Source organism: Streptomyces sp. NBC_00878 (assembly GCF_026341515.1).
Lineage (GTDB): Bacteria > Actinomycetota > Actinomycetes > Streptomycetales > Streptomycetaceae > Streptomyces.
In genome coordinates this window covers 2,857,421-2,881,624 of the sequence record NZ_JAPEOK010000001.1, presented here as the reverse complement: position 1 = coordinate 2,881,624, position 24,204 = coordinate 2,857,421, and the positions used below count along the sequence as shown (strand labels likewise).

General features: G+C 70.9%; 16 protein-coding genes. 9 read left to right on the top strand and 7 right to left on the bottom strand.

Annotated elements, in window-relative coordinates:
* The first annotated feature begins 110 nt into the window (after window positions 1–110).
* From OHA11_RS11790 to OHA11_RS11770, 5 genes are all read left to right on the top strand, one after another.
* Window positions 111–407: a DUF503 domain-containing protein gene (locus OHA11_RS11790; protein ID WP_266495043.1), complete on the top strand. Its 297-nt coding sequence runs from the start codon at window positions 111–113 to the stop codon at window positions 405–407.
* A gap of 90 nt (window positions 408–497) precedes the next feature.
* Window positions 498–953: a 30S ribosome-binding factor RbfA gene (rbfA, locus tag OHA11_RS11785; protein ID WP_266495041.1), complete on the top strand. Its 456-nt coding sequence runs from the start codon at window positions 498–500 to the stop codon at window positions 951–953.
* Window positions 950–1,855, top strand: a complete 906-nt coding sequence (gene truB / locus OHA11_RS11780) for a tRNA pseudouridine(55) synthase TruB (RefSeq protein ID WP_266495038.1) — start codon at window positions 950–952, stop codon at window positions 1,853–1,855. Before rbfA ends, truB begins: the two co-directional genes overlap by 4 nt.
* A 246-nt stretch (window positions 1,856–2,101) precedes the next feature.
* The gene (locus tag OHA11_RS11775) at window positions 2,102–6,343 is read left to right on the top strand and encodes a procyclic acidic repetitive family protein (RefSeq protein WP_266495036.1); all 4,242 of its coding nucleotides are present in this window, start codon (window positions 2,102–2,104) and stop codon (window positions 6,341–6,343) included.
* Between the two features lie 137 nt (window positions 6,344–6,480).
* Complete coding sequence (locus OHA11_RS11770; RefSeq protein WP_266495033.1) at window positions 6,481–7,437, top strand: bifunctional riboflavin kinase/FAD synthetase; 957 nt, start codon at window positions 6,481–6,483, stop codon at window positions 7,435–7,437.
* 49 nt (window positions 7,438–7,486) lie between these two features.
* Here OHA11_RS11770 and OHA11_RS11765 read toward each other — a convergent pair whose 3' ends face one another.
* From OHA11_RS11765 to OHA11_RS11735, 7 genes are all read right to left on the bottom strand, one after another.
* Window positions 7,487–8,536, bottom strand: a complete 1,050-nt coding sequence (locus tag OHA11_RS11765; RefSeq protein ID WP_266495030.1) for an ABC transporter ATP-binding protein — start codon at window positions 8,534–8,536, stop codon at window positions 7,487–7,489.
* Window positions 8,536–9,543 carry an ABC transporter ATP-binding protein gene (locus tag OHA11_RS11760; protein WP_266495028.1) on the bottom strand — a complete coding sequence of 336 codons (1,008 nt, stop codon included), beginning with the start codon at window positions 9,541–9,543 and terminating at the stop codon, window positions 8,536–8,538. Before OHA11_RS11760 ends, OHA11_RS11765 begins: the two co-directional genes overlap by 1 nt.
* Complete coding sequence (locus OHA11_RS11755) at window positions 9,540–10,487, bottom strand: ABC transporter permease (protein WP_266507094.1); 948 nt, start codon at window positions 10,485–10,487, stop codon at window positions 9,540–9,542. Before OHA11_RS11755 ends, OHA11_RS11760 begins: the two co-directional genes overlap by 4 nt.
* Before the next feature lie 23 nt (window positions 10,488–10,510).
* Complete coding sequence (locus OHA11_RS11750; RefSeq protein ID WP_266495026.1) at window positions 10,511–11,578, bottom strand: ABC transporter permease; 1,068 nt, start codon at window positions 11,576–11,578, stop codon at window positions 10,511–10,513.
* Window positions 11,579–11,680: 102 nt separating this feature from the next.
* Entirely contained in the window at window positions 11,681–13,534 is a 1,854-nt protein-coding gene (locus OHA11_RS11745) for an ABC transporter substrate-binding protein (protein ID WP_266495024.1), read from the bottom strand.
* 380 nt (window positions 13,535–13,914) lie between these two features.
* Entirely contained in the window at window positions 13,915–18,162 is a 4,248-nt protein-coding gene (locus OHA11_RS11740; RefSeq protein ID WP_266495021.1) for an SCO5717 family growth-regulating ATPase, read from the bottom strand.
* 441 nt (window positions 18,163–18,603) lie between these two features.
* Window positions 18,604–18,900, bottom strand: coding sequence for a DUF397 domain-containing protein (locus OHA11_RS11735; protein WP_266495019.1), 297 nt, complete (start codon window positions 18,898–18,900; stop codon window positions 18,604–18,606).
* Between the two features lie 334 nt (window positions 18,901–19,234).
* Between OHA11_RS11735 and rpsO the strand changes: the two genes are divergently transcribed.
* From rpsO to dapB, 4 genes are all read left to right on the top strand, one after another.
* The gene (gene rpsO / locus OHA11_RS11730) at window positions 19,235–19,522 is read left to right on the top strand and encodes a 30S ribosomal protein S15 (RefSeq protein WP_217234539.1); all 288 of its coding nucleotides are present in this window, start codon (window positions 19,235–19,237) and stop codon (window positions 19,520–19,522) included.
* A 279-nt stretch (window positions 19,523–19,801) separates the two neighbouring features.
* The gene (locus tag OHA11_RS11725) at window positions 19,802–22,027 is read left to right on the top strand and encodes a polyribonucleotide nucleotidyltransferase (protein ID WP_266495015.1); all 2,226 of its coding nucleotides are present in this window, start codon (window positions 19,802–19,804) and stop codon (window positions 22,025–22,027) included.
* Window positions 22,024–23,403 carry a pitrilysin family protein gene (locus tag OHA11_RS11720; RefSeq protein WP_266495012.1) on the top strand — a complete coding sequence of 460 codons (1,380 nt, stop codon included), beginning with the start codon at window positions 22,024–22,026 and terminating at the stop codon, window positions 23,401–23,403. Before OHA11_RS11725 ends, OHA11_RS11720 begins: the two co-directional genes overlap by 4 nt.
* Before the next feature lie 44 nt (window positions 23,404–23,447).
* The gene (gene dapB, locus OHA11_RS11715) at window positions 23,448–24,200 is read left to right on the top strand and encodes a 4-hydroxy-tetrahydrodipicolinate reductase (RefSeq protein WP_266495009.1); all 753 of its coding nucleotides are present in this window, start codon (window positions 23,448–23,450) and stop codon (window positions 24,198–24,200) included.
* Window positions 24,201–24,204: the final 4 nt, after the last annotated feature.

The window sequence follows — 24,204 nt, the reverse complement described above, 5'->3', positions numbered from 1 at the left end:
GGCGAAAACCCCGTCGAGCGGCCCCGGGGGTTCGATGTACGGTTCTGATGTCCCGCCAAGAGCTTGGCCGGGCCATCTACCCCGTACCGGCGGGACATCCGGATACACACATGTACGTGGGGACTCTGTCCTTCGATCTGCTCCTCGGCGACGTACGGTCGCTGAAGGAGAAACGCTCCGTCGTCCGCCCGATCGTGGCCGAGCTCCAACGCAGGTACGCGGTGAGCGCGGCGGAGGTGGACCACATGGACCTCCACCGCAGGGCCGTCATCGGCCTGGCGGCGGTCTCCGGGGACGCGGGGCACCTGACCGACGTACTGGACCACTGCGAGCGTCTGGTCGCCGGGCGTCCCGAGGTGGAGCTGCTGTCCGTGCGGAGGCGGTTCCACGGCGAGGACGACGACTGAGCGACGACGTGAGCGGCGACTGAGCGTAGTGAGCGTGCGGCGACGAGGATTGGCCGTACACAGAACAGTAAGAAAGAGGGAGACGGACCAGTGGCCGACAACGCGCGGGCGAAGAGGCTGGCGGACCTCATCCGAGAGGTGGTGGCCCAGAAGCTGCAGCGCGGGATCAAGGACCCGCGGCTCGGTTCACATGTGACCATCACGGACACCCGGGTCACCGGGGACCTCCGGGAGGCGACCGTCTTCTACACGGTGTACGGGGACGACGAGGAGCGCGCGGCAGCCGCCGCCGGGCTGGAGAGCGCCAAGGGCGTACTCCGCTCGGCCGTCGGCGCGGCGGCGGGCGTGAAGTTCACGCCGAGCCTCACCTTCGTGGCGGACGCCCTGCCGGACACCGCCAAGACCATCGAGGACCTGCTCGACAAGGCACGGGCCTCGGACGCGAAGGTGCGCGAGGTCTCGGCCGGCGCCGCCTTCGCCGGTGACGCCGACCCGTACAAGAAGCCGGGCGAGGACGACGAGACGGACGGCGACGCCGCGGAATGACGCAGAAGCAGAAGACGCCCGACGGCCTTGTCATCGTCGACAAGCCGTCGGGCTTCACTTCGCACGACGTGGTCGCCAAGATGCGCGGGATCGCGAAGACCCGCCGCGTCGGACACGCGGGCACCCTCGACCCCATGGCGACGGGCGTGCTCGTCCTCGGCGTCGAGCGGGCGACCAAGCTCCTCGGGCACCTCGCGCTGACCGAGAAGGAATACCTCGGCACCGTCCGGCTCGGGCAGAACACCCTGACCGACGACGCCGAGGGTGACATCACCTCGTCCACGGACGCCTCCAAGGTGGCCAGGGACGCCGTCGACGCCGGTATCGCCAAGCTCAGCGGCGAGATCATGCAGGTGCCGTCCAAGGTCAGCGCCATCAAGATCAACGGCGTGCGCTCGTACAAGCGGGCGCGCGACGGCGAGGACTTCGAGATCCCGGCCCGTCCGGTGCGGATCTCGTCGTTCGCCGTGTACGACATCCGGGACGCGGTCGCCGAGGACGGTACGCCCGTCCTGGACCTGGTCGTCTCGGTCGTGTGCTCGTCCGGTACGTACATCCGCGCGCTCGCCCGTGACCTGGGCGCCGACCTGGGCGTCGGCGGCCATCTGACGGCACTGCGGCGCACCCGCGTCGGCCCGTACAAGCTCGACTCCGCCCGTACTCTCGACGAGCTCCAGAAGGAGCTGACCGTGATGCCGCTGGCGGAGGCCGCCGCGGCCGCGTTTCCCCGCTGGGACGTGGACGTGAGGCGCGGAGCGCAGCTGATGAACGGCATGCGGCTGGAGATGCCCGAGGAGTACGCCGGGGCCGGAGCCGTCGGGGTGTTCGATCCCGAGGGGCGGTTCCTGGCACTGGTGGAGGAGCAGAAGGGCAGGGCGAAGAGCCTGGCCGTGTTCGGCTGACCCTCTTGTCGGCCGTCGGCCTCCTCGCCTGTCCTCTGTCCTCCTTGGCAGGTCGGCTCGATTCGTCGTGGAGCGGCGTTCACGGGGATTTCTGTGTGCGCCGCTCCACTGTCCCCCTCGGTTCCCCCACCCAAAGGTGTATCCATCCGACCTGGTCTATTCACCCGTCCGGGCAGGCGCTCGGAGTGAACCGGGGGAGCGGAAGGGGGCTCGTTCGTCTCGCGATCTGTCGCGCCCGATCAACCCGTGCCTACCGTCGAAGACGAGGCGTCGGTGGAACGGTGCGCCGCGCGCGGCGGGGAGGATTCGAGCATGGCGGGACGGGGCCCGCGGGCGACAGATGCGGTGCGGGTCGCGGGAGCGGCGCGGGTCACCGCAGCGGCGCACGGAGTTGAAGCCGCGCAGGTGGTCGAGGTGGTTGAAGCGTCGGACCGGGCCCTCGTGCGGATCTGCGACCTGGCCGGGCGACCGCGCGGTACGGGATTCGCCGCCGACCACCAGGGGACGGTGATCACCAGCCACGAGGCGGTCGACGGGCTCGCCCGCCTCGTCCTGCACGCTCCCGGGGACCGCACCTGCCTGGTCGAGGCTGAATCGGTCACCCCCCTGCCGTTCCTGGACCTCGCCCTGATCCACACGGGGGGCCTCGGTACGGACGGTCCCGGTACGGACCGTACTGGAACAGTCCGTACCGGTACGGACGGTCTCGGCCTCGACCCCCTCCCGATCACGGTCCGGGACTCCGTGGAGAGCGGCGCGTACATCCGTATCGCCGCGGGCGGCTGGCGCGAGGCCCGGGTGCTGGGCAGGGCCGCCGTGACGTACACGGCGACCGACCGATTCCATCTCCTCGACGACGCCCTGGAGTTGGCGATCGGCACGGCGGGCAGGGATGCGCTGCGGCTCGGGGGAGGCGCGGCGGGGGGACCGGTGATCGACGCGGCCACTGGTGCGGTCGTCGCCGTCCTGGGCACGGCACTTCACTCCGGGCGACGGGTGGGGGGCTTTGCCGTACCGCTGTCCGCCGGACCGGCAGTGTCCAGTGGCGTGCTCGCCGATCTGCTGGCCCGCAACGCGGCGACGGTCCCCGCTTACGGGGACGACCTGAATCTGGCGGGTGTGCTGGAACTGGCGGCCACTGTCGCGTCCCCGCCAGGCTCCGGCGGCGTCGATCCAGTCGAACGAGCTGATGCGGTACGGGAGTTCACGGCCTTCGGTGAAGGTCCGTACGCCGTTCTCGGGCTCGTCGGGGCTCCGGGAAGCGGTCGTACGACGGAACTGGCGGCCCTCGCCGCCCGGCGCGACCGGGGTGCTGAACCGGCTCCGACCCTGTGGTTGCGCGGTGCGGATCTGCTGGAGACGGACTGGTCGGTGGCCGACGCGGCGAGGAGGGCGCTGGAGAGGGCGGGGCGGATCGTGGCGGCGTCGGGCCAGGGTTCCGGCTCGGGTTCCGGCTCGGGCTCGGGTTCTGGCTCTGGCTCGCGCTCGGGTTCCGGCTCGGGCTCGACTTGGGCTTCGGGCTCGGTCGCCGAGAGTGCGGTGGCGGCTTCGGCTTTCGGCGGTGGGGCCTCGGCTTTCGGCACTGTGGCTTCGGTCTCCAGCGGCGTGGCTGAGTGCGGGGGCGTGGGTTCGGGGCAGATGCCGGCGGAACCGTTGTCGGCGGAACCGCTGTCGGTCGGTTGCGGGCCAGCCGCCCCCTTGTCCGCCAGCCCTTTGGCCATCAACCCCTTGCCCACCAACCCTCTGCCAACCGTGCCCTGGTCGGAGCCCGGCCCCGCGGACGGCCGACTCGGTGACATCGGTCCCGAGCGGCTGGCCCGGCTCGCCCGGGAGGCCGGACGCCCTCTGCTGCTCCTCCTCGACAGCCCCGAGGAGATGCCGCCCGCTCTCGCACACCGGCTGACCGAGTGGACCGAGGGCACCGCCGAGTGGTTGCGGGCGCACGGGGCACGGCTGGTCGTGGCCTGCCGGGCCGAGTACTGGGAGCGGGCGGGAGCGGAGTTCCCCCGAGAGCTGCTGTACGGGTACGAGGGGGGCGGAGGCGAGGTGCCCGCCGGGCTTCCCGCCTGTGTACGGCTCGGCGATCTGGACGAGGGCGAGGCGCGGCAGGCCCGGGCGCGGTACGGGGTGCCGGAGGGCGCCCTGTGCGGGGCCGACGCGCGGCACCCGCTGATGCTGCGGCTCCTCTCGGAGGTACGGGCCGCGATGGCGCTGCCCGGTGCCTCGGCCGCGCGGGTCGAGCGGTTCGGGCCGGTCGGGCCGGGTGGAATCGTCGAGTCGATCGGGCAGGTTGACCCAGTCATGCAGGTTGTCCCGGCCGTGCAGGTCGGGCAGGCCGGGTCCGTCGGGCAAGTTGACCAGGTCGGACAGGTCGGACAGGTCGCACAGGTCGGGCGGGACGAGGTCTTTGCCGCGTATCTCGATCTGATGTGTCTGCGGGTGGCCGTGCGCCTCGCGGCGGCGAACGGGCTGCGTGGCACGGCCGTGCGGCGGCTCGCGGCCAGGGTCTCCGGGCAGGTGCACGCGGCGGCGCGGCGCTGTCTGGGGCCCGGGCAGGGGGAGCTGGACCGGGCGGCGTTCGAGTCCGTGTTCCCGTGGGGGCCGGTGCCCGACCGGAGGCTCGGCGGATGCACCGGGTGGGCCTCCGCGGTCCTCACGGAGGGCCTGCTGGTGCCTGCCGGGAACGGCTACCGCTTCGCCCACGAGGAGCTGGCCGACTGGATCCAGGGCATGCACCTCGACCTGGACAGGGCACTCCAGGCGTTGGTGCACCACGGGAGTGCCGAGCCTGAGCCCGCGCCTGCGTCCGGGGCTGAGTCCGGGCCTGAGTACAGGCCTGAGTACGGTCCTGAGCTCGGTCCTGGGGCCTCCAGTGAGTCAGAGCCCTGGAGCGAGCCCGAGCCTCTCCCCGTACCCCGCCACCGCATCGGCCCCGTCCTCCAGGCCCTGCTCCTCCTGCCGCGTCAACAAGGTGCTGCCGATCTCACCCTCCGGCTGCGTGAACTGCTTCGCGCGGTCGACGAAATGGCGCCGACGGACCCCGGGTCCTGGTGGGCCACCCGCCTCCTCAGGGACGTACTGCTCCGGGTGCCCGACGCGACCCCGTACGTGGGAGTGCTGCGGCATCTCGCCGAGCGGGTGGTGACGTGGCGGGGCGAGGGGCGGGCCGTGCCGGAGGAGTTCGGGCCCGTTTTCTGGACCCGGCTGCCGCTGCCGGAGGCGCACCGCTTCGATCTGCTGAGGCGGCTCGTTGTCGCGGACCAGGCGCCGCCGGCCACCGAACTCCGTTACCTGGACGCCGTGTCCGGGCTTCTCGCCGCCGACCCGGTCGCCGTGCAGCCCCATCTGACCCACTGGTTCGACGACGAGCGCCGGTTGCCCGCGACCCCCGACGCCACCGTCTCGACCGCCGCTCAGGTCCTTCTCCACACCCATCGGCACCGCGCCCTGGACGACCTCACGGAGGCACTGGCGGAGAGTGCGCACCCGCGTGCCGACGAGCTGCTGGCCGTCCTCGCGGAGGAGGAACCGTCCGCGGTGTGCCGGGCGGTCGACCGCTGGACGCACGACGAACGGCCGGCCCGCCGGGCGGTGGCGATGGCCCACGGACTGCGGGCCGCACCGCACGTACGCACCGACACCGACCGCGAACTGCTGCGCTACGCCGCGCTCTTCCTGCTCGACCGCCCCGGCGACTGCACGCTGCACGGAGCCGCTCTGGCGCTCCTTGTCCGCGATCCGCAGACCCGGGCCCGCCACCTGCCGGCGGCCCTCGCGCGCTTCAGGGCGGGCGATCCGCGTCTGCCCGCGAGCGCGCTGGTGGCGGCGCTGGCGACGCATCCGGAACCGGTCCTCGCCGCGTTCGGCGACCGCCTGCGCGAGCCGGACACGGGGGAGGCGCTGCGTACGCTCGCCGAGGTCAGCACACCCGCGCTGGCCCGCCGCGTCGCCGTACTCGTACGTGAGGTCGTGGAGCGGCGTCCGGAGGCGGCCGGGCATGTGGCGGCGTACGTCGACCGGCGGCTCGATCACGGTCCCGCCGCCCGTTCCGTGCTGTATCCCCTGGTCACCGGGCTGCTCGACGGGGGCAGGCCGCAGCTGCGGGCCGCGCTCGCCAAGGTGATCGCGGCGCCCGGCACGCCCGGGGCCCACCCGCTGCGATGCGAGTTCCTGGATCTGCTGCTGACGCACGAGCACGACCCGGTGGTGCTGAACGCGCTCGTACGGGCTGCCGCCGAGGGCGCGGCCCGCAGCGGTGAGGAGCACACCCGCGCGCTGGTCCACAGCGCAGGCCTGCTGCTCGTCCGTACCCCGGACGGCGCCACCGTGTTCGACGGCGCCCTTCTCGACCAGAGCCGCCGGATTCCCGGGTTCGCCGCCCTGGTCGCCCGCTGGCTCACCGACGCTCCCGAGGACTGGTCCACCGTGGTCGGTCCCAGCACCCGCCGCATGATCGAGAACCTGACGGGGGCCCGGGTTCCGGTGTGACCGTCCGCGCTCCGCGCCCGCCACGTGCCCCCGGTCACAGCGCCCCATGCCGATGCGGGCCGAGCGGACCCGGCATGGCACCCTTAGAGCTGCGTATGAGGCAGACACGGACACAGGTTCGACGAGGAGCGGTCACAGTGCAGCGCTGGCGTGGCTTGGAGGACATCCCCCAGGACTGGGGGCGCAGCGTCGTCACCATCGGCTCGTACGACGGCGTCCACCGCGGGCACCAGCTGATCATCAGGCATGCCGTGGAGCGGGCGCGTGAGCTGGGCGTCCCGTCCGTGGTCGTCACCTTCGACCCGCACCCCAGCGAGGTGGTGCGCCCCGGCAGCCACCCGCCCCTGCTCGCCCCGCACCACCGCCGCGCCGAGCTCATGGCCGAACTGGGTGTCGACGCGCTGCTCATCCTGCCCTTCACGACCGAGTTCTCGAAGCTGTCGCCCGCCGACTTCGTGGTGAAGGTCCTGGTCGACAAGCTGCACGCCAAGGCTGTCGTCGAGGGCCCCAACTTCCGCTTCGGCCACAAGGCCGCCGGCAATGTCGCCTTCCTCGCCGAGCAGGGCAAGACGTACGACTTCGAGGTCGAGGTGGTGGACCTCTACGTGACCGGTGAGGCCGGCGGCGGCGAGCCCTTCTCCTCGACCATGACCCGGCGGCTGATCGCCGAGGGCGATGTCGAAGGGGCGCGCGAGATCCTGGGCCGTCCGCACCGCGTCGAGGGCATCGTCGTCCGCGGCGCCCAGCGCGGTCGCGAGCTCGGCTTCCCCACCGCCAACGTCGAGACCCTCCCGCACACCGCGATCCCCGCCGACGGCGTCTACGCCGGCTGGCTGCACGCGCAGGGCGAGGCGATGCCGGCCGCGATCTCCGTCGGCACGAATCCCCAGTTCGACGGGACCGAGCGCACGGTGGAGGCGTACGCCATCGATCGGGTGGGCCTCGATCTGTACGGTCTGCACGTGGCCGTGGACTTTCTCGCCTTTGTGCGGGGGCAGGCGAAGTTCGAGTCCATCGAGGCGTTGCTGGAAGCGATTTCCGACGACGTCAAGCGGTCGCGGGAGTTGATCGAGGCGTATGACGACGGGCGGTAGGTTTCCGGCTGCGGGTTCGTCGTTGCTGGTCGCGCAGTTCCCCGCGCCCCTAAGGGGCGCCCCTGCTGGACCACTGGCGCACCGCGGATGCCCGGGCCCAGTGGCATGCCACCTGCGCCCCGCCTCCTCCGTCCAGTACCGGTAGGTCCTCCCCGCGGCACGCGTCCGCGACGCCCGCGCGTTCTGCCTCGCCGGTCGCCAGGATCTGGCAGCGGGCGTGGAAGCGGCAGCCGGAGGGGATGCGGGACGGGTCCGGGGGCTCACCGGTGAGGACGACCGGATCGCCGGGAGCCTCGGGCAGGACCGACAACAGGGCCTGGGTGTACGGGTGTTGAGGCGCCGTCAGGATGTCCTCGACCGCTCCGGTCTCGACGATCCGGCCCAGGTACATCACCGCGACCCGGTCCGCGATGTTCCACGCGAGACCCAGGTCGTGCGTCACCACCAGGGCGGACAGGCCGAGTTCGGAGCGCAGCCGTAGGAGCAGGGCCAGGATCTCGCCGCGTACGGACGCGTCGAGCGAGGCCACCGGCTCGTCGGCGACGATGAGTTCGGGCTCCAGGACGAGCGCCCCCGCGATGACGACACGCTGGCGCTGGCCGCCCGAGAGCTCGTGCGGATAGCGGAGGAAGAAGCGTTCCGGGGGACGAAGCCCCGCTCGGGACAGGGCTGCCCCGACCGCCTCGCGTTCGTCGCCCCCGTACCGGTGGATGCGCAGGCCCTCCGCCACCGCGTCGTACACCGTGTGCCGGGGGTTGAGCGAGCCGCTCGGGTCCTGGAGGACCAGCTGCACGCGCTTGCGGTACGCCTTGAGAGCCCGCGAGGAGTAGTCGAGGGGCCGGCCCGCGAAGGTGACGCGGCCGGCGGTCGGCGGAACGAGTCCGAGGAGCGAGCGCGCCAGGGTCGTCTTGCCGCAGCCCGACTCGCCGACGAGCGCGACGATCTCGCCGGGCAGGATGTCGAGATCCACTCCGTCGACGGCACGGGCCCGGTCGGCGTCGCCGCGCCGGGCGGGGAACGTGACGTGCAGGCCTTCGGCGCTCAGCAGGGGACCGGAGGGAGCTGGGGGGAGCGGAGGGACCGCCGCGGTCGTCGTCATCAGGTGCTCCTCGCTTCTTCCGGCACGGCCACGGGTCCCACATGTACGCAGGCCGCCCGGCGGTCCGGTGCCGCCGGCCGCAGCGTCTGGTCCTCCGCGGCACACGAGTCCAGCGCCACCGCGCACCGCGGATGGAACGCGCAGCCGGCCGGGAGCGCCGCCGGATCCGGCGGGTCGCCGGGCAGCCCGCGCGGCGCGAACCGCGATCCCGCGTCCCCGATCCGCGGGAACGCCGCCGACAGCGCCTGCCCGTACGGGTGCCGGGCGTCCTCGTACACCTGCCGGGCCGGGCCCTCCTCCACCACCCGCCCGGCGTACATCACCGCGAGCCGGTCGCAGGTGTCGGACAGGACCGCCAGATCGTGGCTGATCATGACGAGCCCCAACTCCTGCTCGGAGACGAGCTGTTGGATGAGCCGCAGGATCTGTGCCTGGATCATCACGTCGAGCGCGGTGGTCGGCTCGTCGGCGATGACCAGGCGGGGGTCGCAGGCCAGGGCCATGGCGATCATCACGCGCTGGCGCTGGCCGCCGGACAGTTCGTGCGGATACGCGGACGCCCGCGCCGCCGGAAGCCCCACCTGCTCCAGGAGTTCGCTCGCCTTCTTGCGCGCGCCCGCCGGGGTCGCCTTCCTGTGCAACAGGATCGGCTCGGTGATCTGGTCACCGACGCGGTGCACGGCGTTGAGGGAGTGCATCGCGCCCTGGAACACGATCGAGGCACCGGCCCACCGGACCGCCCGCACCCGCCCCCACTTCATGGTCAGTACGTCCTCGCCGTCCAGGAGGATCTCGCCTGTCACCCGGGTCCCGGCCGGCAGCAACCGCAGCAGCGCGAGCGCCAGGGTGGACTTGCCGCAGCCCGACTCGCCCGCGATACCGAGCTTCTGGCCCGCGTGCACGGCGAGGTTCACACCGCGCACGGCGGCCACTCCTCCGGCGTACGTCACCTCCAGGTCCCGTACGTCCAGCAGGGGTTGCGCGGTCGGCGTACGCGACGTCTTCAACGGGTTGCCCCCAGCCTGGGGTTGAGAACGGACTCGACCGCGCGCCCGCACAGGGTGAACGCGAGGGCCACGACGGCGATGGCGATACCCGGCGGCACGAGGTACCACCACTTCCCGGCGCTGACCGCGCCCGCCTCGCGCGCGTCCTGGAGCAGACCGCCCCAGGAGACGACCGTCGGGTCGCCGAGACCGAGGAAGGCGAGCGTCGCCTCGGCGAGGATCGCGGAGGAGATGATCAGGGTCGTCTGCGCCAGGACAAGGGGCATGACGTTGGGCAGCACGTGCCGGGACATGACGTGCCAGTGGCCGCCGCCGAGCGCCTTGGCGCGCTCGATGTACGGCCGGGACTCCACGGCGAGGGTCTGCGCGCGCACCAGCCGTGCCGTCGTCGGCCAGGTCGTGACGCCGATCGCCAGGATGATCGTGCCGAGCGAGCGGGACATCACGGTCGCGAGCGCGATCGCCAGCACCAGCGTCGGCATGACCAGGAACCAGTCCGTGATCCGCATCATCACCGTCGCGAACCAGCCGCGGAAGTGCCCGGCGGTGATACCGATGAGCGCGCCGATCGCGACCGAGAGAACGGCCGCCAGCAGCCCGACCAGCAGTGACACCCGCGATCCCCACACCACGAGCCCGAGCAGACTGCGCCCGAACTGGTCGGTACCCAGCGGGAATTCGGCGCTCGGGCTCTCCATGGGCCGCCCCGGCGCGTCCGTCACGCTCTGCACGTCGGAGCCGACGGTCAGCGGCGCGGTGATCGCGATCAGCGCGAAGAGAGCGAGGGAGGCCAGACCGAGGACGCCTGCGCGGTGGGTGCGGTACCGCCGCCAGAAGCGCGCGGCGGAGCGCCGTCGGCGCTGCCACGCGAGTGCGCGGGGACCGGCCTTCGGGGGTGAGGGGACTTCGGAGGGAGCCACCGGGGGAGTCGCCTCGGTGGTCATCGACTCGTCCGGGTCCGTCGTCGTCATCGGCCCACCCTGGGGTCGAGCAGCGGATAGATCAGGTCGGCGAGCGTGTTCATCACGATCACCGCGGCGGCGAATACGAAGAACAGCCCCTGCACCAGCGGCAGATCGGGCACGCTCAGCGCCTGGTAGAAGAGCCCGCCGAGGCCCGGCCAGGAGAAGACCGTCTCGACCAGGATCACGCCCGCGACGGTCCGGCCGAGGTTGATGAAGATCAGCGTCATCGTTGGCAGCAGCGCGTTCGGAACGGCATGGCGGCGGCGTACGAGATCGTCCCGCAGGCCCTTGGCCCGCGCGGTCGTCAGATAGTCGCTGCCCATCTCGTCGAGCAGTGCCGAGCGCGTGACGAGCAGGGTCTGCCCGTATTCGACCGCGACCAGCGTCACGACGGGCAGGACCAGATGATGGGCGACATCGAGGACGTACGCGAAACCCTCCTCGCCGCCGGACTCCATGCCGCCCGTGGGGAAGAGACCGGGGATCGGCCCGATGCCCACCGCGAAGACGATGATCAGCAGCAGCCCCAGCCAGAACGACGGGATCGAGTAGAGGGTCAGCGCCAGACCGGTGTTGAGCCGGTCGCCGAGACCGCCGTTGCGCCAGGCCGCCCGCGTGCCGAGAAGGATGCCGAGCACGGTGTAGAGCACGAACGACGTGCCGGTGAGCAGCAGCGTGTTCGGCAGCGCCTCGGTGATCTTGTCGAGGACGGGTGCCCGGAACTGGTACGACGTGCCGAGATCGCCGGTCAGCGCCTTGCCGCAGTAATCCGTGAACTGTTCCCACATGGGCAGATCGAGCCCGAACTCCCGCCGGTACGCGGCGAGTTGCTCGGCCGAGACCTGGCGCCCACCGGTCATGAACTTCACCGGGTCGCCGGGGATCAGCCGGAAGAGGAAGAAACTCGTGACGAGGACGGCGAGCAGCGAGACGGCCGCGCCGCCCAGCTTGCCCGCCACGTACCGCGGATACGCGGCGGAGGCGCGCGCCCGTGGTACGCGGGCCGAGGGTCCGGCCGAGGCCGGTCCGTCGGTCTTCGCGACCAGCGAGGGTGTCGCATCAGCGGTCATGAACGGCTCTCACTACTCGACCACTCCCGGCTCTCTGGCTCGTGCACGCTGCCGTCTTCTGGCTGTCGCGCGGTGCGGGGCCGCTACTCACGGCCGGGGCCGCTACTCGCGGTCCTCGGCGGTGGCACGGTGGCGCATCCCGAGGAACACCCCGAGGCCCGCCAGGACGATCACACCCGCGACGATGCCGATGATGACGCCTGTCTGGCTGGAGTCGTCGGAGGACTCGCTGGCGGCGGCCGGAGTCGCCGACCACCAGCTCCAGTAGCCGTCCTGGCCGTAGATGTTGCCCGCGGCCTCCGGCATGGTCGTGATCGACGCGATCTGGTCGGTGCGGTAGGCCTCGACAGCGTTCGGGTACGCCATGACGTTCATGTACCCGGTGTCGTACAGCCGGGACTCCATCCGTTTGACGATCTCCGCCCGCTTGGCGGGGTCGTACTCGGCGAGCTGTTGCGCGTACAGCTCGTCGTACTTCTTGTCGCAGATGAAGTTGTCGGTCGCGCCGATGTCCTTGGCCGTCGCCGGGAGCGCGGAGCAGGTGTGGATGGCGAGGACGAAGTCGGGGTCGGGATTGACGGCCCAGCCGTCGAACGCGAGGTCGTACTCACCCGCGAGCCAGGGGTCGCTCACGTTGTCCCGGCAGTCGAGGTTCACTCCGATGCCGAGCTCGCCCCACCACTCCTCCAGGTACTTCCCGACGGCCTTGTCCTGCGGGTCGGTGGCGTGGCAGAGGACGCGGTAGGTGATCGGCTTGCCGTTCTTGCCGACGAGCTTGCCGTCACCGTTCTTCAGGTAGCCCGCGTCCCTGAGGATCCTGGCCGCCTCGCCCGGGTCGTACGCGATCTTCTGACCGTCCGTCGGCTGCCAGTGGTACGTGGAGAAGCGCGGCGGGATGTAGCCCTCGCCCTCGGCCGCGTGGCCCTGGAACACCTTGTCGATGACGGTATTGCGGTCCACGGCCATGAACAGGGCCTGGCGGACCCTCTGGTCGAGCAGCGACGCGTGGCCGTCGCCGAACTTCGCGCCGTCCTTCGCCCGTGCGCCCGGGTTGGTGGCGAGCGCGTAGAAGCGGCGGCCCGGCGCGTCGTTCACCGTGACGCTCTCCTGGCCCTTCAGCGCCGCCGCCTGGGCGGGCGTGAGCCCGGAGACGAACGACACCTCGCCCTTCTGCAGGGCCGCGACCGCCGCGTCACCGTCCTTGTAGTACTTGAACACCAGCTCGTCGAACTTCGGCGCCCCGCGCCAGAAGGACTTGTTGGGTTTCAGCCGTACGTAGCTGTCGGCCTTGTAGCCCGTGAGGACGAACGGGCCGTTGCCGACGACGGGGAAGGACTTGTCGTTGTTGAACTTCGAGAAGTCGTCGACCTTCTCCCAGACGTGCTTCGGCACGATCGGCACGTCCAGCGCGGCCATGGTGGCCTGCGGCTTCTTCAGCTCGATGACGAGCTTGTTGGGGCTCGGAGCGGTGACCTTCCCGAAGTTCGCGACGAAGCTGCCGTTCGCGGTGCCCGCGCCCTCGTCGGTCATCATCGTGTTGAACGTCCACGCCGCGTCCTCGGCGGTGACCCGCTCGCCGTCGGACCACTTGGAGTTCTCGCGGATCGTGTAGGTCCAGGTGAGCTTGTCCGCGGAGGGTTCCCATTTGGTGGCCAGACCCGGGATCGCGTGGTTGTCCTTCGGGTCGTAGTTGGTCAGGTACTCGTACATGAGCCGGTGGACGCTCGTACTGACCAGCCGTGCCGCGACGAACGGGCTCAGCGAGTCCACGCTCTGCGCCACCGCGACCGTGAGCACCTTCTTGCCGGCCTTCGCCTCGGCCTGCTGGGGCGCCGGGTTGAGCGGGGTCACCAGGCCGACGGTGAGGGTGAGGGCGGCGGCGCCGGCAGCCGCGAGGAGGCGGAGGACGGTGCCCTTCGTGCCGCCCCTCGCGCCGAACTGGTCGTGTGTGTCCATGGGTCGCTGACCTCGCGTCATCACTCGCACGGAGATGGGTTGTTGCGCTGCTCGACCCGGTGCCGGCGGCCGGGTCGATGTGCGTGTCTACCAGCGCTGGTCGGCACGAGTCAACGGCCGATGAACCCCGTGTGGCCTGCGGAAATAACGAGTTGACGCGGATTTCATGGCCATTGGTTCAGACCGGTGAAGGGCCCCTGGTCGGAGGGTGGCGACGGGGAACGCGGCTGGTGTGGGGGCGTTTTGGGCCGAGGCGGGCGGGGCGCGTCGGGGAGGTGACAGGGGGCGCGCGAAGGGCCCGCACCGTGGGATTCGGGGCGGGCCCTTCGGGCTGGAACGGGAGCGGCGAGTTCGGCCGTATGGGTTACGGGTGACGCCGGTTACTGGTGGGGCGGCGGGGATGGCGGGGTCTGACCCTGGGGGGTCGGGGGGGTCTGGGGAGTGTGGGGCGCCGGAGGTGCCTGCGGGTCCTGGGTGCCCTGGGCACCTTGGTCTCCCTGTGGGGGTTGGTAGGGCTGGCCCGGCTGGAACGCCTGGCCCGGGGCGGGCGCGGGGGCGTTGGGGTTGGGGCTGAACGCCTGGCCCGGGGCGGCCGGAGCCGGGCGCTGCTGGAAGGGGGCGCCCGGCTGGGGCTGCGCGGGCTGACCCGGCTGCTGGCCCGGCTGAGGCGGGGCGGACTGGGGCTGCCAGCCCTGGGGGGCGGCGCCGGGGTAGGCCTGCTGGCCGGGCTGACCTGGTTGCCCCGGCTGGCCGGGGTGCTGCTGAGGCGGCTGCGGATAGCCGCCGGAGTGCGGCGGGGCGCCGTGTTGGGGCTGGGGCTGGGCCCCGGGCTGCGGGTACGCCTGGCCCGGGTGCGGCTGTGGCTGCTGAGGGTAGGGCTGACCCGGCTGTGCGGGCTGGCCCTGCTGGGGGGTCTGGCCCGGATACGGCTGGCCGGGCATCGGCTGGCCAGGCATGGACTGACCGGGCAGGGGCTGACCGGGCAGGGGCTGGCCCGGCATCGGCGGGGCGGCGACCGGCGGCGGGTTGCCGTCCGACGTCCACAGGCCCTGCGACTGCTGGTGGCGCGCGATGTCCTCGGCGACCAGCGCCGAGAGGTTGAAGTACGCCTCGCGCACCTTCGGCCGCATCATGTCGAGGTTGACCTCGGCACCCGCCGCCAGATGCTCGTCGAACGGCACGACGATGACGCCCCGGCAGCGCGTCTCGAAGTGGCTGACGATGTCGTTCACCTTGATCATCTTGCCGGTCTCGCGCACCCCCGAGATGACGGTGAGCGACCGCGAGACGAGATCCGCGTACCCGTGCGCCGACAGCCAGTCCAGCGTCGTACTGGCGCTGCTGGCACCGTCCACCGACGGCGTCGAGATGATGATGAGCTGGTCGGCGAGGTCCAGTACGCCGCGCATGGCGCTGTACAGCAGACCCGTACCCGAGTCGGTGAGGATGATCGGATACTGCTTGCCGAGCACGTCGATCGCGCGCCGGTAGTCCTCGTCGTTGAACGTCGTGGAGACGGCCGGGTCGACGTCGTTGGCGATGATCTCAAGGCCGGAGGGCGCCTGGGACGTGAACCGCCGGATGTCCATGTACGAGTTGAGGTACGGGATCGCCTGGACGAGGTCACGGATGGTGGCCCCGGTCTCCCGGCGGACGCGGCGGCCGAGCGTACCGGCGTCCGGGTTGGCGTCGATGGCGAGGATCTTGTCCTGCCGCTCGGTGGCGAGCGTGGCGCCGAGCGCGGTGGTCGTGGTCGTCTTGCCCACACCGCCCTTGAGGCTGATGACGGCGATCCGATAGCACGACAACACCGGCGTACGGATCAGCTCCAGCTTCCGCTGCCGCTCGGCCTCCTCCTTCTTCCCACCGAGCTTGAACCGGGAGGAACCGGCGTTGGGCCGACCGCTCTTCGCCTTCTGCTTCTTGTTGTTGAGCAGCCGGTCCGACGACAACTCCACGGCCGCCGTGTAGCCGAGCGGCGCCCCCGGGTTGGTCGGCTGCCGCTGATCGTGCTGAACGGCCTGCGGCCAGGCGGAGCCGGTACGGGGGTCGACGGGAGGCTGCTGGCCGGGCTGGGGCGGCTGGGGCTGCGGGCGCTGGCCCTGGGGCTGGTGTGGCTGCTGCCCCTGCGGCTGTTCCTGCGGCTGCGGCTGATGTGCCTGCGGCAGGGGTACGCCGGGCTGGCCGACACCGGCACCTGAGTTCGGCTGATGCGGTACGGGCTGCTGGTGCGGCTGTCCCTGCTGGGGGAACGGCTGAGCGGTGGGCGGCTGAGCGGTGGGCTGCTGGGGAGCGACTGCCTGCTGTGGGATGGGGGCCTGCGGGGCCGGAGCTTGCGGGGCCGGGGCTTGAGGAGCAGGAGCAGGAGCAGGAGCGGGGGCTGGGGCTGGGGCCTGGGCGGCCGCCTGCGGCGGGAAGCCATAACCCCCCGGCTGGGCGGGCGAGTTGGGCGTCCCGGGCTGGGGGAATCCGTAACCGGGTCCATCTGCGGCCCCGGCCGACTGGTGGGGCACCTGCGGTGCCGCGGGGTTCGCGACGGGAGCGCCGCTGGGCGGCGGGAACCCGTAACCGGGCTGCGGGCCAGGCCCGTTGGGCGCGCTCGGGGCAGGGGCACCCGGCTGCGGGAACCCGTAGCCAGGCTGGGGAAACCCGTAACCCGCGGGCGGCTGCGCAGGTGCGTGGGGCTCGCTCTGAGCCGGAGCGCCGCCGGGCTGCGGGAACCCGTAACCGGGGGCCTCTGCGGGGGTGTTCGGCGCCGCCGGAGCGGGCTGGACGGGGGCTGGCTGGGTCGGAGCGGGCTGCTGGGGCGGCGTGGGCGGGCCCGGCTGCTGGAGACCGTAGCCGTCCTGGGGCGCCGGGGGAGTGGGCTGGGCGGGGGCGGGACCGGACTGCGGGAACCCGTAGCCGCCTTGGGGAGCCGGGGCGGGAACCTGCTGCGCAGGGGCCTGAGCCGGAGGCGCGGTCGAAGCTGCGGGCTGCGGGAGGCCGGGAGCTGCCTGCGCCGCCGGGGCCGTACCCGGAACGCTGTCCTGGGGCTCCGGAGCCGTACTGGGACCGCTGTCCTGCGCCGCCGGAACCGTACCCGGAGCGCTGAACTGCGGGAATCCGTAACCCCCCGGCTGCCCGGGAGCCGCCGGAGCACCGGAGGCCGCCGCCGGAGTGGGTACGTCGGCGGCGGGCGACGCGGACGATACGGGCGCGGAAGACGTACCGGTCACCGCAGGCGTACCAGGCGCGGTGGGAACGGCGGGCCAGGCCGGCGGTGAAGGCTGCGGCGCCTGAGGCTGGAACGGCTGCTGCCCCTGCGGCGGTACGGACGGCTGAGCCGGAGCCTCCGTCGGCGGCTGCTCGTCCGCACGCTCCGCCGACGCGGGCCACTGAGCGGCCGAAGCGGGCGCGGCCGGCTGGTACGAGGGCGGCAACGGCGGAAGCCCACCCTGCGGCATCGGCGGCGGAGCCCACGCGGGAGGCGTGTCCTGCACGGCGTCGGCCAGGTCCGCGGCGGGCTCGGGCACTACATCCTGAGGCTCGGCCTGGCTCGCGGGCTCGGCGTCCTGAGGCTCGGCCTGGCTCGCGGGCGCAGCGTCCTCCGGCTCTGGCTCAGCGTCCTGAGGCTCGGCGTCCGCGACGGGCACGACGTCGCTGACATCAACGGAATCCTCGGCGTCGACGTCAACTTGGTGCACCTCGACGACGTCCGCGGAATCGTCCGCGACGGCGTCCTTGTCGGTCTCATCCTCGCCAACGCCATCAACGCCATCAACGCCATCAACGCCATCAAGGCCATCAACAACGTCGTCTACGCCTACGTCTACGCCATCGTCGTCATCGGACTCGCGCCCGAACGCCACCTCGACGACCTGCGCGTCGACATCGGCAACAGAGGCCTCGTCGGAGTTCGCGGCGTCGGCACTGGCGTCGACATCGACATCGACATCGACATCGACATCGGCGTCGACATCGGCTTCGGTGTCGTCGGAGTCGGCGGCAACCTCGTCCGAGGCCGACGCCCGCTCCGAGATCTCCCGCTTCACAACGACAGGGGAGATCCGCAGGGTGGTGCCGCTCTCGATGTCCCCGCTGTCGTCGTTGTCGTCCGGAGCCGGAGGTGCCACCGGCTGAGCCCACTGTCCCTGAAGGCTCGGCAGATTCGGCACAGCGGCAGGTCCCGCGGTGGGTGCCTCGGGAGCCGACGCATGAGGCTCGAACCCACTCCCCACAGGCAACCCCGGAACACCGGCCGGACCACCACCAGGAACTGAAGGAGGAACCGGAGCGGAGGAGTGAGGAACAGGCGCGGGCGGATTGAAAGGCGCCCCAGGAGCGAAATTGGGCACGGGTCCGGCCGATACGGCAGGAGTTGCGGGCGCACCCGCCCCCGCAACGTCCGCCTCGTTCGCCGAGCCGCTCCCGTCCGAGCCCTCCGCCTCGTCCGACTCCTCCTCGACAGGAGCCGACGAAACCCCTTCAGAACTCCCCGAACTCCCCGACGCGTTCTGTGTATACCAGGCTGGAGGCGCGTAATCGATGGTGAACTCGCCCGTCGTCTCGACGGCGGACTCCGCGTCGGACTGGTCATCGCCGGGTGTGGCCCAGCCCCCGCGGATCCCGTCCCGATCGCTGTTCACAATTCCTCCTGGTGTGGTCGAGCACCCTCATGGCGAACTGGGGCGACCGTTCTCGTCGTCCGGGGCTTTCGATGCGCCCCGGCTCCCCCTTCGACGCGGCGGTCCCGTCCACAGGTCCGCTACCGCGCCCACCCCAGCCTAATCACCACAACCACCCCCACGGCAGGCCCGTCCACCCCTCCGGTCCCACCCACTGCGTCACGCCCTGCCCAGAAGGGACGTACGAACGGCCTTGTACGGACGGCAAAGTGGACAAAAGAGCGCTTAAGAAGCGCGTTTCCGGCTCACTGCGCGCCACCCGACACAACAAGAGGGACCAGTGGCATACAAGCCACCGGCCCCTCCACGCGTCCTCGAACGCGACCACTCAGCCGTTCACCCGCTGAGCTGTTCCATTACTACTGAGCTACTCCGCTACTACCGAGCTACGCCACTACTCCGCTACTCCGCCGAAAGCCCGCCATTGTGCGGCGCCGGCTCCAGGTCGAACTCGCCGTCCCGCGCGCCCAGCACGAAGGCCCGCCACTCCGCCTCCGTGTACCGAAGGACCGTGTCCGGGTCGAGGGACGACCGCATGGCCACCGCGCCCCCGGGGAGGTACGCGATCTCGACCCGCTCCTCGTGTTCCTCCGTACCCGGCGCGCTCTGCCATTCGACGCCCGAGATGTCGAGGGCGTAGAGCTCGTTCTTCTCCCGCTCCTTGCGCGCCTTGACGTCCTTGTCATCTGACTCGGCCATGGCCAAGCGACCCCTTCCCGACATGCGAACCCCGACATACGAAACAAGAACTCCGACAAGCGAACCCTCGGGCGAAGCCTCGAGCGAACGACCTGTCGCGTCACCCTACTGGGACCGGCCCTGGCCTCCCCGGACTCCCGGAACCCCGGTAAAGGGGACCCCTACCTCCTGGTACGCTGTGTGACGGCCGTATGTGTACGCACCCCCGGACCGCCCCCTCAGGGGCCCTGGAGGACGCGCCCAGCGGATCCCCGCCTCCCGAGTAACGGAAGCTCCCCTGAGAAGTGGACCAGGGGCACTCGGTGGCCATGGACGAAGACTACGAGGAGTACGCGTGTCGCTCGACGCCGCAACGAAGAAGCAGCTCATCACCGAGTTCGGTACCAAGGAGGGCGACACCGGCTCGCCCGAGGTTCAGGTCGCGATGCTCTCGCGCCGTATCTCGGACCTGACCGAGCACCTCAAGACCCACAAGCACGACCACCACTCCCGTCGTGGTCTGCTGATCCTGGTCGGTCAGCGCCGTCGCCTGCTGCAGTACCTGGCGAAGAAGGACATCCAGCGCTTCCGTGCGCTGGTCGACCGCCTGGGCATCCGCCGCGGTGCGGCGGGCGCCAAGTAAGACGCCGTGAAGGGAGCGGTTCCCACTCTTAGGGGGCCGCTCCCTTTGCTGTACGTGCGGAGTGTCACTGCCCCTTTGTAGTGTGGTAGCACGACGCAGTACCACGAGGAGAAGTGCACCTCGCCGCCGCCGGTCCTCGGTAGTGGCCCCCGGGCGATGCGAACCCCGGGTGCTTCGATCGAAGACCGGCCCGCACCAGAAGGCGCGCTTCTCCGCTCACGTCCCCCCGCCACACGGGCGGATCGGGACAAAAGACGAAAAGTATCGGAGAAAACGCTAGTGGAGAACGAGACCCACTACGCCGAGGCCGTTATCGACAACGGATCCTTCGGCACCCGCACCATCCGCTTCGAGACGGGCCGCCTGGCCAAGCAGGCCGCCGGCTCCGCCGTGGCGTATCTGGACGACGACACCATGGTGCTGTCGGCCACCACCGCGTCCAAGAACCCCAAGGACCAGCTCGACTTCTTCCCCCTCACGGTGGACGTCGAGGAGCGGATGTACGCCGCCGGCAAGATCCCCGGCAGCTTCTTCCGCCGTGAGGGCCGGCCCTCCGAGGACGCGATCCTCACCTGTCGCCTCATCGACCGCCCGCTGCGCCCGTCCTTCAAGAAGGGCCTGCGCAACGAGATCCAGGTCGTCGCCACGATCATGGCCCTCAACCCCGACCACCTGTACGACGTCGTGGCGATCAACGCCGCCTCCGCGTCCACGCAGCTGGCCGGTCTGCCCTTCTCCGGCCCGATCGGCGGCGTCCGCGTCGCGCTGATCAACGGCCAGTGGGTCGCGTTCCCGACGCACACCGAGCTCGAGGACGCCGTCTTCGACATGGTCGTCGCCGGTCGCGCCCTGGAGGACGGCGACGTCGCGATCATGATGGTCGAGGCCGAGGCCACCGAGAAGACCATCCAGCTGGTCGCGGGCGGCGCCGAGGCGCCCACCGAGGAGATCGTCGCCTCCGGTCTGGACGCCGCAAAGCCCTTCATCAAGGTGCTCTGCAAGGCCCAGGCCGACCTCGCCGCCAAGGCCGCCAAGCCCACCGGCGAGTTCCCGGTCTTCCTCGACTACCAGGACGACGTCCTGGAGGCGCTCACCGCCGCCGTCAAGGACGAGCTCTCCCAGGCGCTCACCATCGCGGGCAAGCAGGACCGCGAGGCCGAGCTGGACCGCGTCAAGGGTCTCGCCGCCGAGAAGCTGCTCCCGCAGTTCGAGGGCCGCGAGAAGGAGATCAGCGCGGCCTACCGCTCGCTGACCAAGTCCCTGGTCCGTGAGCGCGTCATCAAGGACAAGGTCCGCATCGACGGCCGCGGCGTCACGGACATCCGTACGCTCGCCGCCGAGGTCGAGGCCATCCCGCGCGTGCACGGCTCGGCGCTGTTCGAGCGTGGCGAGACCCAGATCCTGGGCGTCACCACCCTCAACATGCTCCGGATGGAGCAGCAGCTGGACACCCTTTCCCCGGTGACCCGCAAGCGCTACATGCACAACTACAACTTCCCGCCCTACTCGGTGGGCGAGACCGGCCGCGTCGGCTCCCCGAAGCGTCGCGAGATCGGCCATGGCGCCCTCGCCGAGCGCGCCATCGTGCCGGTTCTCCCGACCCGCGAGGAGTTCCCGTACGCGATCCGTCAGGTGTCCGAGGCCCTCGGCTCCAACGGCTCGACGTCCATGGGCTCGGTGTGTGCCAGCACCATGTCGCTCCTTAACGCCGGTGTGCCGCTCAAGGCCCCCGTCGCCGGTATCGCCATGGGCCTGATCTCCCAGGAGATCAACGGCGAGACGCACTACGTCGCCCTCACCGACATCCTCGGTGCGGAGGACGCCTTCGGCGACATGGACTTCAAGGTCGCCGGCACCAAGGAGTTCGTGACCGCCCTCCAGCTCGACACCAAGCTGGACGGCATCCCGGCCTCCGTCCTGGCCGCGGCTCTCAAGCAGGCCCGTGACGCCCGCCTCCACATCCTCGACGTGATGATGGAAGCGATCGACACGCCGGACGAGATGTCCCCGAACGCCCCGCGGATCATCACCGTCAAGATCCCCGTGGACAAGATCGGCGAGGTCATCGGCCCGAAGGGCAAGATGATCAACCAGATCCAGGAGGACACCGGCGCCGAGATCACGATCGAGGACGACGGCACCATCTACATCGGTGCCCAGGTCGGCTCGCAGGCCGAGGCCGCCCGCGCCACGATCAACGGCATCGCCAACCCGACCATGCCGGAGGTCGGCGAGCGCTACCTGGGCACGGTCGTCAAGACCACGACCTTCGGTGCGTTCGTGTCGCTGCTCCCGGGCAAGGACGGTCTGCTGCACATCTCGCAGATCCGCAAGCTCGCCGGCGGCAAGCGCGTGGAGAACGTCGAGGACGTCGTCGGCGTGGGCGCCAAGGTCCAGGTCGAGATCGCCGAGATCGACTCCCGCGGCAAGCTCTCCCTCATCCCCGTGATCGAGGGCGAAGGCGACGACGAGAAGGACGAGAAGAAGGACGACACCGACAAGTGACGTCCAGCAGCTCGACGGCGACGGCCCGCACCTCCTCGGAGGCGCGGGCCGTCGCCCGTACCCAAACCTTGATCAAGGGCGTGAACGGTATCGGTACGGTCCGCAAGACCACCCTCCCCGGAGGCCTGCGCATCGTCACCGAGACCCTGCCCTCCGTGCGCTCCGCCACCTTCGGCATCTGGGCGCACGTCGGCTCGCGCGACGAGACGCCGGCTCTGAACGGCGCCACGCACTACCTCGAACACCTCCTCTTCAAGGGCACCCAGAAGCGCAGTGCCCTGGACATCTCCTCCGCCATCGACGCGGTCGGCGGCGAGATGAACGCCTTCACGGCGAAGGAGTACACGTGCTACTACGCGCGCGTGCTCGACACCGACCTCCCGCTCGCCATCGACGTCGTCTGCGACATGCTCACGGGCTCGCTCATCGTCGAAGAGGACGTGAACGTCGAGCGGGGAGCGATCCTCGAAGAGATCGCGATGACGGAGGACGACCCGGGCGACTGCGTGCACGACCTGTTCGCGCACACCATGCTCGGCGACACCCCCCTCGGCCGCCCGGTCCTCGGCACGGTCGACACGGTCAACGCCCTCACCGCGGACCGCATCCGCCGCTTCTACAAGAAGCACTACGACCCGACCCACCTCGTGGTCGCCGCCGCCGGCAACGTCGACCACAACAAGGTCGTACGCCAGGTCCGCGCGGCCTTCGAGAAGGCGGGCGCCCTCAAGCAACCGGACGCGACCCCGATCGCCCCGCGCGACGGCTCCCGGGCCATCCGTACGGCGGGCCGCGTCGAACTCCTCGGCCGCAAGACCGAGCAGGCCCACGTCGTCCTCGGCATGCCGGGCCTGGCCCGCACGGACGAGCGTCGCTGGGCCCTGGGCGTCATGAACACCGCGCTGGGCGGCGGCATGTCCTCCCGCCTCTTCCAGGAGGTCAGGGAGAAGCGCGGCCTGGCCTACAGCGTGTACTCGTACACCTCGGGCTTCGCCGACTGCGGCCTCTTCGGCGTGTACGCGGGCTGTAGGCCCAGCCAGGTCCACGACGTGCTGAAGATCTGCCGCGACGAACTCGACCAGGTCGCCGAGCACGGCCTGTCCGACGACGAGATCGGCCGCGCCATCGGCCAGCTCCGCGGCTCCACCGTCCTCGGCCTGGAGGACACGGGCGCGCTGATGAACCGTATCGGCAAGAGCGAGCTGTGCTGGGGCGAGCAGATGTCGGTCGACGACATGCTGGCCCGCATCGCGTCGGTCACCCCGGACGACGTACGGGACGTGGCCCGCGACATCCTGGGACAGCGGCCCTCGCTGTCGGTCATCGGCCCGTTGAAGGACAAACAGGCGTCCCGTCTGCACGAAGCGGTCGCGTAGGTCCTCGACGGGTCGCGTAAGTCCTCGACTAAGGAAGCAAGAACATGAGCAAGCTGCGCGTGGCGGTCCTCGGTGCCAAGGGCCGTATCGGATCCGAGGCGGTACGGGCCGTCGAGGCCGCCGAGGACATGGAGCTGGTGGCCGCCCTCGGCCGCGGCGACAAACTGGAGACACTGGCGGACGCCGGCGCCCAGGTCGCCGTCGAACTGACCACGCCCGCCTCGGTCATGGGCAACCTCGACTTCTGTGTACGCCACGGCATCCACGCCGTGGTCGGGACGACGGGCTGGACCGACGAGCGCCTCGCGCAGCTGAACACCTGGCTCGCCGCGTCACCGGAGACGGGCGTGCTCATCGCCCCGAACTTCTCCATCGGCGCCGTCCTCACCATGAAGTTCGCGGAGGTGGCCGCGCCGTACTTCGAGTCCGTCGAGGTCATCGAGCTGCACCACCCGAACAAGGTGGACGCCCCGAGCGGTACCGCCCAGCGCACGGCCCAGCTCATCGCCGCCGCCCGGCAGCGGGCGGACAGCGCCCCGCAGCCCGACGCCACGGTCACGGCCCTGGACGGCGCCCGCGGCGCGGACGTCGACGGCGTCCCGGTGCACTCGGTACGTCTGCGCGGTCTGCTGGCCCACCAGGAGGTGCTGCTCGGCGCCGAGGGCGAGACCCTCACCGTCCGCCACGACTCCCTCCACCACAGCAGCTTCATGCCGGGCATCCTGCTCGGCGTACGCCGCGTCGTGGACACCCCGGGCCTCACCTTCGGCCTGGAACACTTCCTGGACCTGAAGTAACCGC

What these genes read in the sequence shown, in the direction of transcription:
- dapB (WP_266495009.1), top strand. Translation starts at nt 23,448, where the DNA reads ATGAGCAAGCTGCGCGTGGCGGTCCTCGGTGCCAAGGGCCGTATCGGA.
- truB (WP_266495038.1), top strand. Translation starts at nt 950, where the DNA reads ATGACGCAGAAGCAGAAGACGCCCGACGGCCTTGTCATCGTCGACAAG.
- OHA11_RS11790 (WP_266495043.1), top strand. Translation starts at nt 111, where the DNA reads ATGTACGTGGGGACTCTGTCCTTCGATCTGCTCCTCGGCGACGTACGG.
- OHA11_RS11765 (WP_266495030.1), bottom strand. Translation starts at nt 8,536, where the DNA reads ATGACGACGACCGCGGCGGTCCCTCCGCTCCCCCCAGCTCCCTCCGGT.
- OHA11_RS11735 (WP_266495019.1), bottom strand. Translation starts at nt 18,900, where the DNA reads ATGGCCGAGTCAGATGACAAGGACGTCAAGGCGCGCAAGGAGCGGGAG.
- OHA11_RS11745 (WP_266495024.1), bottom strand. Translation starts at nt 13,534, where the DNA reads ATGGACACACACGACCAGTTCGGCGCGAGGGGCGGCACGAAGGGCACC.
- OHA11_RS11755 (WP_266507094.1), bottom strand. Translation starts at nt 10,487, where the DNA reads ATGACCACCGAGGCGACTCCCCCGGTGGCTCCCTCCGAAGTCCCCTCA.
- OHA11_RS11750 (WP_266495026.1), bottom strand. Translation starts at nt 11,578, where the DNA reads ATGACCGCTGATGCGACACCCTCGCTGGTCGCGAAGACCGACGGACCG.